11 protein-coding genes are annotated in these 13,037 nt (G+C 69.4%); 6 read left to right on the forward strand and 5 right to left on the reverse strand.

Features of this window, described 5'->3' with window-relative positions; all coding sequences use genetic code 11:
• Positions 1-11: 11 nt before the first annotated feature.
• The 5 genes from BMY35_RS20625 (at position 12) to BMY35_RS20645 (ending at position 5,819) form a co-directional block, all read left to right on the forward strand.
• Positions 12-2,768 (forward strand): circularly permuted type 2 ATP-grasp protein, encoded by a 2,757-nt coding sequence (locus BMY35_RS20625; protein WP_093203081.1) that lies wholly within the window; start codon positions 12-14, stop codon positions 2,766-2,768.
• Positions 2,769-2,892: 124 nt separating this feature from the next.
• The gene (locus tag BMY35_RS20630; RefSeq protein ID WP_093203084.1) at positions 2,893-3,714 is read left to right on the forward strand and encodes a basic amino acid ABC transporter substrate-binding protein; all 822 of its coding nucleotides are present in this window, start codon (positions 2,893-2,895) and stop codon (positions 3,712-3,714) included.
• Positions 3,715-3,748: 34 nt separating this feature from the next.
• Positions 3,749-4,717, forward strand: coding sequence for a transglutaminase family protein (locus tag BMY35_RS20635; protein WP_093203086.1), 969 nt, complete (start codon positions 3,749-3,751; stop codon positions 4,715-4,717).
• On the forward strand, positions 4,714-5,172 hold the full coding sequence (locus BMY35_RS20640; RefSeq protein ID WP_093203089.1) for a RidA family protein: 459 nt from the start codon (positions 4,714-4,716) through the stop codon (positions 5,170-5,172). The genes BMY35_RS20635 and BMY35_RS20640 overlap by 4 nt, the downstream gene beginning before the upstream one ends.
• A 65-nt stretch (positions 5,173-5,237) precedes the next feature.
• Positions 5,238-5,819 (forward strand): nucleotidyltransferase family protein, encoded by a 582-nt coding sequence (locus tag BMY35_RS20645; RefSeq protein WP_093203093.1) that lies wholly within the window; start codon positions 5,238-5,240, stop codon positions 5,817-5,819.
• A 15-nt stretch (positions 5,820-5,834) separates the two neighbouring features.
• Here the strand turns inward: BMY35_RS20645 and BMY35_RS20650 are convergent, their stop codons facing one another.
• Positions 5,835-6,368 (reverse strand): hypothetical protein, encoded by a 534-nt coding sequence (locus BMY35_RS20650; protein WP_093203095.1) that lies wholly within the window; start codon positions 6,366-6,368, stop codon positions 5,835-5,837.
• 88 nt (positions 6,369-6,456) lie between these two features.
• A complete protein-coding gene (locus tag BMY35_RS20655; protein WP_093203098.1) occupies positions 6,457-8,043 on the reverse strand; it encodes a serine hydrolase domain-containing protein in 1,587 nt (528 codons plus the stop codon).
• Positions 8,044-8,301: 258 nt separating this feature from the next.
• On the opposite strand from BMY35_RS20655, the gene BMY35_RS20660 reads away from it, so the two are divergent.
• The gene (locus tag BMY35_RS20660; RefSeq protein ID WP_093203100.1) at positions 8,302-10,038 is read left to right on the forward strand and encodes a GMC family oxidoreductase; all 1,737 of its coding nucleotides are present in this window, start codon (positions 8,302-8,304) and stop codon (positions 10,036-10,038) included.
• On the opposite strand, the gene BMY35_RS20665 is transcribed toward BMY35_RS20660, so the two are convergent.
• The 3 genes from BMY35_RS20665 to BMY35_RS20675 all read right to left on the reverse strand — a co-directional run bounded on the left by BMY35_RS20665 (position 9,938) and on the right by BMY35_RS20675 (position 13,030).
• Positions 9,938-10,963 carry a LacI family DNA-binding transcriptional regulator gene (locus tag BMY35_RS20665; protein ID WP_093203101.1) on the reverse strand — a complete coding sequence of 342 codons (1,026 nt, stop codon included), beginning with the start codon at positions 10,961-10,963 and terminating at the stop codon, positions 9,938-9,940. The two genes, BMY35_RS20660 and BMY35_RS20665, sit on opposite strands and share 101 nt — an antisense overlap.
• Before the next feature lie 124 nt (positions 10,964-11,087).
• Positions 11,088-12,071 (reverse strand): 2-hydroxyacid dehydrogenase, encoded by a 984-nt coding sequence (locus BMY35_RS20670; RefSeq protein WP_093203104.1) that lies wholly within the window; start codon positions 12,069-12,071, stop codon positions 11,088-11,090.
• Positions 12,072-12,076: 5 nt separating this feature from the next.
• Complete coding sequence (locus tag BMY35_RS20675; RefSeq protein WP_093203106.1) at positions 12,077-13,030, reverse strand: sugar kinase; 954 nt, start codon at positions 13,028-13,030, stop codon at positions 12,077-12,079.
• Positions 13,031-13,037: the final 7 nt, after the last annotated feature.

A 13,037-nucleotide genomic window follows, 5' to 3' on the forward strand; every position in this document is an offset into this window, starting at 1 on the left:
ATCCATCCCCTGTGGAACCTTTGAACGAATCCCTGTTCGACGCCCAGGCACTGGAGTTTCCGGCGGCCCTGGCGTCGGCGCTCGCCCCGCCCGCCCTGCCAGGCCACTACGACGAACTGCGCGGCCAGGCCACTCCGGTGGCGCCCGTCCGGCCGGCGCCCGGGCCCGCGACGGCCCCCGCCCCTGCCGCCCCGCAGCTCTACGATGCCGCGGCCGAGCGGCCGGTGGCAGCCGGCCAATCGCAGTCCCAGCTCCAGTCCCCGTCCCAGTCGCAATCCCAGACACAGACGCAGGCCCCGGCCGGCGAGCAGCCGCCCCTCACCCCCGCCTGGAACGCCTTCTTCGAGCAGCTCGGCCCGGGCGGCTTCAACGACCTGCCCCGGCGCGCGGCCAGCCTGGAGCGGCAGATCCGCGACAACGGCGTCACCTACAACGTGTATGCCGACGCCAACGGCCCGCAGCGGCCGTGGTCGCTCGACCTGTTCCCGCTGATCGTCTCGCCCGAGAGCTGGAGCCAGATCGAGGCTGGCGTGCTGCAGCGCGTGCGCGTGCTCGACCGCGTGATGGCCGACGCCTACGGCCCGCAGCAGCTGCTGGCCGAAGGGCTCATTCCCCCGGCGCTGGTACGCGGCCACCCCGGCTACCTGCGCGCGCTGCACGGCGTGAAGCCGCCGGGCGACACCTGGCTGCACATCGCCGCCTTCGACCTCGCGCGCGGCCCCGACGGCAACTGGTGGGTGGTCTCGCAGCGCACCCAGGCGCCCTCGGGCCTGGGCTACCTGCTCGAGAACCGCCTTGCCATCACCCGGCAGTTTCCGCAGGCCTTCGAGGCGCTGCACGTGCAGCGGCTTGCCGCCACCTACAGCGCCATGATGGAAGGCCTGCAGCGCATGTGCCCGGCCGGCGTGCCGCCTCACATAGCGCTGCTCACGCCCGGCCCGTACAACGAGACCTACTTCGAGCACGCCTACCTCGCGCGCTACCTGGGCATCACGCTGGTCGAGGGCAGCGACCTCACGGTGCGCGACCAGCGGCTCTACCTGAAGACGCTGCAGGGCCTGCGCCCGGTGCACGGCCTCATCAAGCGGCTGGACGACCAGTTCCTCGACCCGCTGGAGCTGCGCCCCGATTCCACGCTCGGCGTGCCGGGCCTGCTGCAGGCGATCCGCGCGGGCAACGTGCTGGTGGCCAACATGCCGGGCTCGGCGTTTCTCGAATCGCCCGCGCTGCTCGGCTTCCTGCCCGGGCTGGCACGCCGGCTGATCGACGAGAAACTCATGCTGCCCGCCCTGCCCACCTGGTGGTGCGGCGAGCGCGCCGCGCTCGAATCGGTGCTGCCGCAGCTGGGCGACTGCGCCATCAAGCCCACCTACCCCGGCTTCGACGGCCGCGCCAGCTTCGACGCGGTGCTCGGCAGCCAGCTAGGCCGGCGCGAGCTCGACGAATGGGCCGGCCGCATCGTGCGCGAGGGCGACGTCCACACCGTGCAGGGCTACCTGCCGCTGTCGCAGATGCCCACCTGGGCCAACGACATGGGCCCGGGCCACATCGCGCCGCGCGCGGTGATGCTGCGCGTCTTCGCGGTGAGCGACGGCGCGCGGTCGTGGCGCGTGCTGCCCGGCGGGCTGGCGCGGCTCACCGAGCCCGATGCGCAGTTCGCCTCGATGCAGCGCGGCGGCAGCAGCGCCGACGTGTGGGTGCAGACGCACGGCGAAGTCGACCGGACCACGCTGCTGCAGCCGCACAGCACGCCGGCCTCGCTCGCGCGGCACCGCGCGCCGGTCACCAGTCGCGCGGCGGAGAACATGTTCTGGCTCGGCCGCTACACCGAGCGCGCCGAGAACGCCGTGCGGCTCGCCCGTCTCACGCTCAGCCTGCTGGGCAGCGAAGACCAGTCCTCGCGCCCGCTGCTCGAATGGCTGCACCACATGGCGCTGCGCAATGCGCTGGTGCCGTCGGGCGTGCCGAGCGCGCCGCAGTCGCGCCGCGTGTTCGAGCGAGCGCTCATCGCCGAGCTGGGCGACGTGACGCGCGGCGGCAGCGTGGGCTTCAGCCTGCGCTGCATCCGGCAGGCCGCGGCCGCGGTGCGCGAGCGCCTGTCGCAGGACAACTGGAACCAGATCGTGCGCACCGAGGCCGATTTCCTGCGCCGTGCCGCCGAGCAGGCCGACGAAGGCAGCTTCGCCGCCAGCGCCGCACTGCGCGCCCTCGAATCCGCCAGCACCGCGCTCGCCGCCATGACCGGCGCACAGACCGACCGCATGACGCGCGACGACGCCTGGCGGCTGCTTTCCATCGGCCGCCACATCGAGCGGCTGGGCTTCCTGGCGAATGCGCTGGAGGCCGGCTTCGACAACGGCGCGGTGCACGAGGTGAGCGGCTTCGAGGCCATGGTGGCGCTCTTCGACAGCACCATCACCTTCCACGCCCGCTACCAGCAGCGCCGCGACGTCGCCACCATGGTCGACCTGCTGGTGCTCGACGCCGAGAACCCGCGCTCGCTGGCATGGGTCACGCAGACCCTGCGCGGGCGCATCGCGCGGCTGGCCGGCAGCGCGCCGGGCAAGCTGACCGCGCTGTCGTACGAGCTGCCCGACCCCGCCGGCTGGACGCTCGAGCACCTCTGCGCCGCCGGGCCGGATGCCGACTATCCGGAACTCGTGAAGCTGCTCGCCAGCTGCGAGGCGGCGGCCTACCATGTGTCCGACGCCATCGGCACGCGCTACTTCACGCTGACTTCCGAATCGCTGCGCTCCGTCGGAGCGTGAACTGGTACTCCCCCATGCTTCGCGCACTTCGTGTCGCTTCGCACACCCCCTCACCGGGGGCAACGCCTGCGGCCCGGCAAAGCCGGTTCCGCGGCGTTTCTCGATAAACCCCAAGGAGGCACCCATGCTCGACAACAACATCAACCGCCGCTTCGCTCTCACCGCCGCAGGTCTCTTCGCGGCCCTCGCCATCGCCGGCTGCGGCAAGCAGGAATCCGCGTCCGCCCCCGCAGCCGGCGCGCCGCCCGCGCCGGCCGCCGCGCGCGTGCTCGTGGTGGGCACCGATGCCGCCTACACGCCCTTCGAGTCGCAGAACGACAAGGGCGAGATCGTGGGCTTCGACATCGAAGTGGTGAAGGCCGTCGCGCAGAAGGCCGGCTTCGAGGTGAAGTTCGTCAACACGCCGTGGGAAGGCATCTTCAACTCGCTCGACCAGGGCGACCGCGACCTGCTGGTGTCGGCCATCACCATCACCGACGAGCGCCGCCAGACCATGGACTTCTCGCAGTCCTACTTCGACGCGCGCCAGCTCATCGCCGTGCGCAACGATGCGCCCATCACCAGGTTCGAGGACATCAAGACGCTGAAGGTCGGCGTGCAGAACGGCACCACAGGCGACGAGGTGGTCGGCAAGCTGCTGGGCAAGTCGAGCACGGCCATCAAGCGCTTCGAGTCGACGCCGCTGGCGCTGAAGGAACTGGAGGCCGGCGGCGTGCAGGCCGTGGTGGCCGACAACGGCGTGGTGGTGCACTACCTCGCCAACAACACCGCCGGCGGCTTCAAGACGGTGAGCGACACGAGCTTTCCGGTCGAGAAGTACGGCATTGCCGTGAAGAAGGGCAACGCAGAGCTGCTCGCCAGGATCAACCAGGGGCTGGAGGCCATCCGCGCCGACGGCACCTACGCGAAGATCTACGCTTCGTACTTCGGCTCCGAGTCGAAGTAGGCAGGCGACGCAAGCCATCCAACGGGCATCGGCCATGCTGCTCCACGTCACCCACGAAACGCGCTACGAATACTCGCCGCCGGTCGAGACGGCGCAGCACCTCGCGCACCTGAAGCCGCTGGCCACCGGCTCGCAGAAGCTCGTGAGCCACAAGCTCGCCATCGATCCCGCACCCGCGCAGCGCAGCGAGCAGGCCGACCTGTACGGCAACACGCGCGCCTTCTTCGCGCTCGAGGCCACGCACGACCGGCTGGTGGTCACGGCCGAGAGCGTGGTCGAGACCTCGGTGCCCGTGCTCTCGCCCGCCGTGGCGCGCGACCTGCCCTGGGAGGCCGTGCGCGAGCGCTTCCGCTTCCGCAAGGACGCCACCTTCGACGCGGCTTCGGAATTCGTCTTCCCCTCGCCCTACGTGCCGCGCCACGACGACTTCGTGGCCTACGCGCGCGCCAGCTTCATCCCCGGGCGTCCGACCTTCGACGTGGCGATGGACCTCACCGAGCGCATGTACGAGGACTTCGCCTACGACGCCGACAGCACCGAGATCAACACCCCCGCCGTCGAGGCCCTCGCGCAGCGCAAGGGCGTGTGCCAGGACTTCGCCCACATCATGATCGCGTGCTTCCGCACCATGGGCCTGCCCGCGCGCTACGTGAGCGGCTACCTGCTCACGCAGCCGCCGCCCGGCCAGCCCCGGCTGGTGGGCGCCGACGCCTCGCACGCGTGGGTGTCGGTGTACCTGCCCGGCGAGGACGACGGCACCGGGGGCAGCCCCGGCGACTGGGTCGACTTCGACCCCACCAACGGCCGCCAGCCCGGCGAGGACTACGTCACGCTGGCCATCGGCCGCGACTACTCCGACGTCTCGCCGATGCGCGGCGTACTGCATGGCGGCGCAAGGCACACGCTGAGCGTCGGCGTGACCGTGCAGCCGGTGGGGGAAGTGGTCGATGGCCTGCCGCAAACACAGACACAATCGCCTTCCCAAGACAAGGAGTCTCCATGAGCGTTTACGACAAACTTTCCAGCCTCGGCATCACCCTCCCGCCCGTCGCCGCCCCCGCCGCCGCGTACGTGCCCTTCGTGCAGACCGGCAACCTCGTGTTCCTCTCGGGCCACATCGCGAAGAAGGACGGCAAGGTCTGGACCGGCCAGCTCGGCGCCAACATCAGCACCGAAGAAGGCAAGCAGGCCGCGCGCGCCATCGCCATCGACCTGCTGGGCACCCTGCATGCGGCCGTGGGCGACCTGAACAAGGTCAAGCGCATCGTCAAGGTGATGAGCCTGGTCAACTCCGTCGGCACCTTCACCGAGCAGCACCTCGTGACCAACGGCGCGAGCGAGTTCTTCGCCGAAGTCTTCGGCCCCGAGAAGGGCGCGCATGCGCGCAGCGCCTTCGGCGTGGCCCAGGTTCCGCTCGGTGCCTGCGTGGAGATCGAGCTGATCGCCGAAGTCGGCTGATCCCTGCGCTCGCAGGATTCGAGGCTTGGCGGCGATGGTCGCCAAGCCTCTTTTCATTTGGCACCATGACATTGACTTCAACCGAATTCATCGATCAGGCCATGCGGGACCCAGTCAATGCCGCGCTGATGTCGCGGCTGCCAGGCCTCGGCCTGCAGCAGGGTTTCCTGACAGCCGGCAGTCTCTTCCAGGCGACATGGAATCACCTCTCCGACAAGCCGCCCGGATGGGGCGTGAAGGACTACGACGTCTTCTATTTCGATGATTCGGATCTCTCGTGGAATGCCGAAGACGCCGTGATCCGGCGCGTGCACGAAGCGGTGGCGGACCTGGGGGTGTCCGTCGAGGTGAAGAACCAGGCGCGCGTTCACCTCTGGTACGAGAAGCGATTCCACTCGCCCTATCCTCGACTCCTCTGTTCGCGCGACGGCATCGATCGCTACCTGATCGCCTGCACCCGCGTCGGCATCGACCTTGCGTCCGGAACGCTTTACGCACCCGACGGGCTTGGCGATCTGGCAGCAGGCATCCTGCGCATGAATCCCTTGCTGCCGATGCGCGAGCTTTTCCTCAGGAAGGCTGGCGACTATCAGGCGAGATGGCCATGGCTTCAGGTGGTTGCGCCTGAATCCGTACAGGCCGATTGACAGGCCAGTTGCACTTCAACTCGGCTCGCGCTCGAACGCTCGGGTATCCCGCCGTGTGGCAGCGACGTGTGCTCTTTCCCGCCGGCCGCGAAACTTGGCGGGTCGAGTCCGACGCCAGGCCGGCACCCTCGCACGCCCCCGCTGCACTGCCTCGACAACAAGCGCTGGCTGCGCAGAATTCCGATGCGCCTCGAAGCGCGCTTCCTTCTGCTTCAGGTAGTGCATGAGCACGTGCGAGACCATGTTCAGCCCGAAGGTGCCGAACGCGGCCGGAAAGATGTAGAGCGCGATCGACAGCTCCGAGGAGAAGACGATGTCGTCGGCCAGCGAAGGCGTGGCCTGCGCCTCCAGAGAAAGCGCCCGCAGCAGGAAGATGTCCATGCCCGCGAGCACGATCAGCAGCAGGCCGAAGGCAAGCACCGTTCTCTTGGAGAACTCGCGCCGCACGAAGAGCGTGATGAAGATCGCGCCCGGGATGACGAGCGAACACAGCACCAGCCCCCAGAAGCGCACCTGCGTGAAGAGGCTGGCATCGGACAGTGCATGCATGGTGGCCGATTGAGCCACGAAGCGCGCGCAGCAGTTTGTCCGGCAGGTGAAGCGCCGGTAAAAGCGCCTCTCAAATGGTGAAGCCCCTCTAGGCGGCCGCCTTCGCGCGCGTTCCGGTGAGCGTGGGCATCTCGGTCGCACTGGAGTTGACGTTCACGCTGCGGTCGAAGCGCAGGTACGGCCCGGAGAAGCGGCACACCGCGGTGTCGCGGAAGGCCGACTCGACGAAGGTCCAGGTCATGACGAAGGTTCGCGCGTCGAGCCATTCGCCGCTGGCCACCACGCGCATCACGTCGGGCTGGTACTCGTGGTGCAGCTTGTTGCCGGTGATGGTGGTGTCGCCCTCCACCGGCTTGCGCAGGCCGACCTGCACCTTGTGCGTGCCGCGCTCGTCCTCCATGGTGAAGGTGCAGGCCTCGCCGGAAGCGGCGAAGTCGAGCTGCATCGACTTGATCTTCTCGGGGTTGTCCGCGAAGTCGTAGCGCCGGCCGGAGACGTTCGCTGCAACCGGCGAGCTCGTCGGCTTCACAGGAGGCAGCAGATGCAGCGTGCGCGTGCGGGCCTTGAGCGCGGCGTTGTCCTTCTCGCTGGCGGGCACGCCCGAGGCCGGGCCGAAGGCCGCCGGGAAGTGCTTGTAGAGCATGCCTGCGTTGAAGCCCGCCTTGGGTGGCAGCGCCGAATTGAGCGCGAGCACCGCGTTGTGCTCCGGGAACACCACCGAGTACTGGCCGAAGAGGCCATCGGCGTTGTAGGCGCCGTTGGGGCCCAGCCACCACTGGTAGCCGTAGCGGTCCTTGGTGTGCGGCGCGTGCACAGAGTCGACCCACTCTTTCGTGAGGATCTGCTTGCCGTTCCACATGCCGTTCTGCGCATGCAGGATGCCGAGCTTGAGCGAGTCGACCGTCTTCCAGCTCAGGCCGTTGGCGCCGGGCGAGATGCCCTCGGGGCCCACGTCCCACTCGTAGCCGGTGATGCCCAGCGGCTCGAAGAAGCGCGGCTTGAGATAGTCGGCCACCGATTGGCCGGTGGTCTTGGTGACGATGGCCGAGAGCATGTAGGTCGCAGCGCTGGTGTAGACGAACTTGCTGCCCGGCGCATGGACCACCGGGATCTTGAAGAACTCCGCGATCCAGCTCGTGCGGATCGGCCGCCACACCGAGCCCGACACCATCGACTCGTGGCCGGTGCGCATGGTCAGCAGGTCGCGCACCGTCATGGCCGCGAGGTTGGCGCTGACCGTGGGCGGCAGGTGCTCCGGGAAGAAAGAGACGACCTTGTCGTCGGGCTTGAAGCGCCCCTCGGCGATGGCCATGCCGACCGCGCACACGGTCACGCTCTTGGTCAGCGAGTGCGTCATGTGCCTGCGCTCGGGCTTGTACGGGTCCCACCAGCCCTCGGCCACCACATGGCCGTTGCGCCACAGCATGAAGCCGTGCAGTTCGAACGCGCCGCGTTCGGCGTCGTCGAGGAAGGCGAGGATCGACGCCGGCGAGATGCCCTGCGCCTCGGGCCGGCTTCGCGGCAGGCCGTCGGAGAAGGCGGCCGTGCTCGCGGCGCCGGTCGCTGCCCAGCCGATGCCCGGCAGCGAGGCCATGGCGGTGCCGCCGAGCGAAAGGCGCAGCAGGCCGCGGCGCGAGATGGAAGAGGAAGAAGGTGCTGTTGTTGTAGTCGTCATCGTTGTCTCTTGAATGCTCCTGGAGGCTCCGTCCTGCCGCACGGAGGGATGCACCAGTTTCGTGCGGAGACCTGTCAATCGCCTGTCGCCGACGGCAGGGGAAACCCGGGAACCATCGGGAAAAAACCACCACGCTGACACAGGCTGCGTACCTTCGGCCAACGGGAAAACGCTAGGAATGCGCCTTCGCGTTGTTCCTACAGTCGATCCCGCCCCGAAAGGGCGAGGCGGGACACGACAACAAAAGGAAGAAGCGCCATGGAATTCGACTACGTCATCGTGGGCGGCGGCTCCGGCGGCGCCACTCTGGCCAGCCGGCTCAGCGAAGACCCGGCCGTGCGTGTCTGCCTGGTAGAGGCCGGCGGCGACGGTCGCGGCATCCTGGTGCGGGCGCCGGCCGGCGCGGCGGCCATGATCTCGGGACGCCCGCGCATCAACAACTACGCCTACCAGACCGTGCCCCAACCCGGCCTGAACGGGCGCCGCGGCTACCAGCCGCGCGGGCGCTGCCTGGGCGGCTCCAGCGCCATCAACGCCATGCTCTACGTGCGCGGCCATCCCGACGACTACGACGACTGGGAACGCGCCGGCTGCAAGGGCTGGTCCTTCGACGACGTGCTGCCCTTCTTCAAGCGCGCCGAGGGCAACCAGCGCGGCGAGAGCGCGATGCACGGCGCCGGCGGCCCGCTGCAGGTGGCCGACCAGCAGTCGCCGCGCGAGATCGGTGAGGCTTTCGTGCGCGCCGCCATGGAATGCGGCATTCCGCGCAACGACGACTTCAACGACGGCGTGCGGCAGGAAGGCGCCGGGCTCTACCAGGTCACGCAGTTCCACGGCGGCGCGAAGAACGGCGAGCGCTGCTCGGCGGCGGCTGCCTACCTGCACCCGGTCATGAACTCGCGCTCCAACCTCACGGTGATGACCGGCGTGCAGGCGCAACGCGTGCTGCTCGACGAGCGCCGCGCCACCGGCGTCGAGATACGTCGCGACGGCGAGATCGACACCCTCTTCGCACGCCGCGAGGTGGTGCTGTGCGGCGGCGCCTTCAACTCGCCGCAGCTGCTGATGCTCTCGGGCATCGGTGACCCGGAAGAACTGGCGCGCCACGGCATCGAGGTGCGGCACGCGCTGCCGGGCGTGGGGCGCAACCTGCAGGACCACGTCGACTTCATCCTCTCCTGTCGCACGAAGGAAAAGGGCCTGCCCGGGCTCGGCCCCGCCGGCCTGCTCAACTTCGCGAAGGCGATTCCCGAATGGCGGCGCAGCGGCAAAGGGCTGGTCGCCACGCCCTACGCCGAGGCCGGCGCCTTCATCAGGACAGATCCCGGGCTGGGCAAGCCCGACCTGCAGCTTCACTTCGTGATCGCGCTGGTCGACGACCATGCGCGCAAGCTGCACGGAGGCTTCGGCTTCTCATGCCATGCCTGCGTGCTGCGCCCCAACGGACGCGGCGACGTGCGGCTGAACGACGTCGATCCGGCGTCGGCGCCGCGCATCGATCCGAAGTTCCTCTCGGACGAGGAAGACGTGGCGCGGCTGCTGGCGGGCGTGAAGAAGATGCGCGAGATCCTGCGCGCGCCCGCGCTGCAGAAGTACCGGCAGGCCGAGCTCTACACGGCCGGCGTGAACACCGACGAAGAGCTGCTCTCGCACATCCGCTCGCGCGCCGACACCATCTACCACCCGGTGGGCACCTGCAAGATGGGCACCGACGCCATGGCGGTGGTCGACACGAAGCTGCGCGTGCACGGCATCGCGAACCTGCGCGTGGTCGACGCCTCGGTAATGCCCACGCTGATCGGCGGCAACACCAATGCGCCGACGATCATGATCGCCGAGCGTGCCGCCGAGTGGATGCGCGGCCCGCTCACCTTCGACCGTGCCGAGATCGACGCTAGACGGCCCGCGACGATCCCCGCACCACCAGTTCTCCAGGCAGCAGGAGCTGGCGCGGCGCCGCATCCAGCCCCCGCAACCGTTCGATCAGGCATGTAGCGGCCGCGCGGCCGATGGCGTCGGTGGGCTGAGCCACCGTGCTCAGGCCGGGGCCGATGAGCGAGGCCCATTCGGGATCGTCGAAGCCCACGAAGCCGAGGTCGGTGCCGAACTGCCAGCCCAGCCGCGCCATCGCCTGAGCGATGCGCAGCGTGACCACGGCATTGCCCGCGACCACCGCCGCGCGACGGCCGCGCTTCGCACGCTGGCGCAGGGCGCGCAGGGCCTCGTCGAGCGCATCGGTCTCCCCTTCGACGGACTCGAACACCTCGCCCGCCACGCGCGGCTCGTGCGCGGCCACGCAGGCGCCGAAGGCCGCCGTACGTTCGCGCCGCGAGCTCACGCCCTTCTGCGGCTCCGTGACGTAGAGCAACTCGCGGTATCCGCCTTCGACCAGATGGCCGCAGGTGGCGGCCATCGCGGAATGGTTGTCGAGCGAGACGAAATCGGTGTGCATGCCCGTGTGGCGCCGGTCCACCAGCACAGCAGGCTTGCCGTGCAGCGTGACCGCATCGACCACGTTGCTGCCGCGCCCCAGCGTGTTGAGGATGAAGCCGTCGACCTGGTAGCCCGCGAGCGCGTCGATGGCCTCGCGCTCGCGTTCGCTCTCGTTGCCGAGGTTGAACAGCATCACGAGGTAGCCGGCGTCCTGGCAGGCCTTCTCGGCGCCGCGCAGCACCGCGACGGAATACGGGTTGGTGATGTCGGCCACGATCAGGCCGACGAGCCGCGAGCGGCCATGGCTCAACGCCTGCGCCATCGGGCTGGGCGAATAGCCCAGCTTGGCGATGGCGACTTCGACGCGCGCGGCGATGTCGGGGCTCAGCAGCCGCTCGCGGTGGTTGAGAAAGCGCGAGACGGTGGCCTTGGAGACGCCGGCGGCTTCGGCGACATCGGCGATGGTGGCGCGGCCCGTGGGCTTCATGGTCTTGCTCCTTCCCCCTCTGGGGGAAGGTCGGGATGGGGGCAGGCAGAGCGCTCCGTGGATGCGCCGCTTGCCCCCACCCCGGCCCTCCCCCAGCGGGGGAGGGAGAAAAGCCTGGCACCGGTCATGCGCTTGCCGTGTCGTACGGCGCCGTGGGCTTCTCGCCCGCCAGCACCTGCAGCAGATTGGTTGTCGCGAGCTCGGCCATGGCATGGCGCGTCTCGTGCGTGGCCGAGCCGATGTGCGGCAGCGGCGTCACGCGCGGGTGCGTGCGCAGCGACGAATCGGCCGGCAGCGGCTCCTTCGCGAACACGTCGAGGCCGGCGGCGCGCAGCGTGCCGTGGTCGAGCGCGTTCAACAGCGCTTCTTCGTTCACCGAGGCACCGCGGCCGCCGTTGATGAAGGCCGCGCCGGGCTTCATGCGCGCGAAGAAGGCGGTGTCGATCATGCCGCGCGTGGCGTCGGTCAGCGGCAGCATCGCGAGCACGATGTCGGCGCGCGCGAGCAGGTCGTCCAGCGGCGTGTGCGTGGCGCGGCCCTGCAGCTCGGGCGCCTGCGCGGCCAGGTCGACCGGGCGGCGCGAGTGGTACAGCACCGGCATGCCGAAGCCCAGCGCAGCACGGCGCGCCACGGCCTGGCCGATGCGGCCGAAGCCGAGAATGCCCAGCGTCTTGCCGTGCACGTCGGTGCCGAAGAGTTCCTCGCCGATGTTCTTCGTCCAGCGGCCTTCGCGCACCATGGTCGAGAGCTCGACCACGCGGCGCTGCGTGGCCATGAGGATCGCGAACACCGTGTCGGCCACCGTCTCGGTGAGCACGTCGGGCGTGTGGCACAGCACGATGCCGCGCTTGTGCAGCTCGGCGAGCGGGTAGTTGTCGACGCCGACGGACACGCTCGAGATCACCTGCAGCTGCGACGCCGCGTCGAGCAGCGCTGCATCGACCGGATGGCTGGAGCCGATCAGCCCGTTCGCGGTGCGCAGCGCGGCGGCGAAGGCCTCGGGCTCCTTGCGCGGATCGGCCACCACCACGTGGTGCACGGCCTGCAGGCGAGCCAGCTGATCCGCGGGCAACGGGCGGAAAACAAGGACGTTCTTCTGTTGCGTCATGGCGTTCAGAGCCCCGCTTCCTCGAGCTGCGCCCGCGTCGGCAGGCCTTCGGTATCGCCCAGCACCTGCACGGCGCGCGCGCCGATCCATGCGCCGCGACGCACTGCATCGGGAACGCTGCGGCCTTCGAGCAACGCGCTCACCACGCCGGCCGCGAAGCCGTCGCCGGCGCCCACGGTGTCGATCACTTCCTTCACCGGGAAGCCGTCGACACGGCCAGTGCCGGCCACGTCACTGTCGTAGTAGGCCCCCTCTGCGCCGAGCTTCACGACCACCAGCTTGGCGCCACGCTCGCGATAGAACTTCGCCACGTCTTCCGGCTTGCTGTGGCCGGTGAGCAGCAGGCCCTCCTCGATGCCGGGCAGCACCCAGTCGGCGCGCGAGGCGAGCTCGTTGACCCAGTGGCGCATGGTCTCGGTGGACGACCACAGCGTGGGACGCAGGTTGGTGTCGAAGGAGATGGTGCGGCCGGCGGCGCGCATCACGTCCATGCTCTTGAGCGCGGCCTGCAGGCTGGTGTCGGAGATGGCGGCGAACACGCCGGTGGCGTGCAGGTGGCGCGCCGAGCGCAGCCATGCCTCGTCGACATCGGCCGGGCCCATGTGGCTCGCGGCCGAGCCCTTGCGGTGGTATTCGATCGGCGGGTCGCTGCCGTCGGTGACGCGGCCCTTGAACTGGAAGCCGGTGCGCTGCGTCGCGTCGGTGATCACGTGCGAGCAGTCGATGCCCTCGGCGCGCATCGCGGCCAGCAGCGCGCGGCCCATCGAGTCGGTGCCGAGCCGGCTGGCCCAGCCCACCTTGAGGCCCAGGCGCGAGAGGCCGATGGCCACGTTGGTCTCTGCGCCGGCGGTGCGCTTGTGGAAGGACTGTGCGTCCTCCAGCGGACCGGGCCGGTCGGCCACGAGCAGCAGCATGGCCTCGCCGAAAAGCGCGACGTCGAAGGCAGCGGGTTCCGTCATGTGTGTT

Source organism: Variovorax sp. YR750, from assembly GCF_900109805.1.
Lineage (GTDB): Bacteria > Pseudomonadota > Gammaproteobacteria > Burkholderiales > Burkholderiaceae_C > Variovorax > Variovorax gossypii.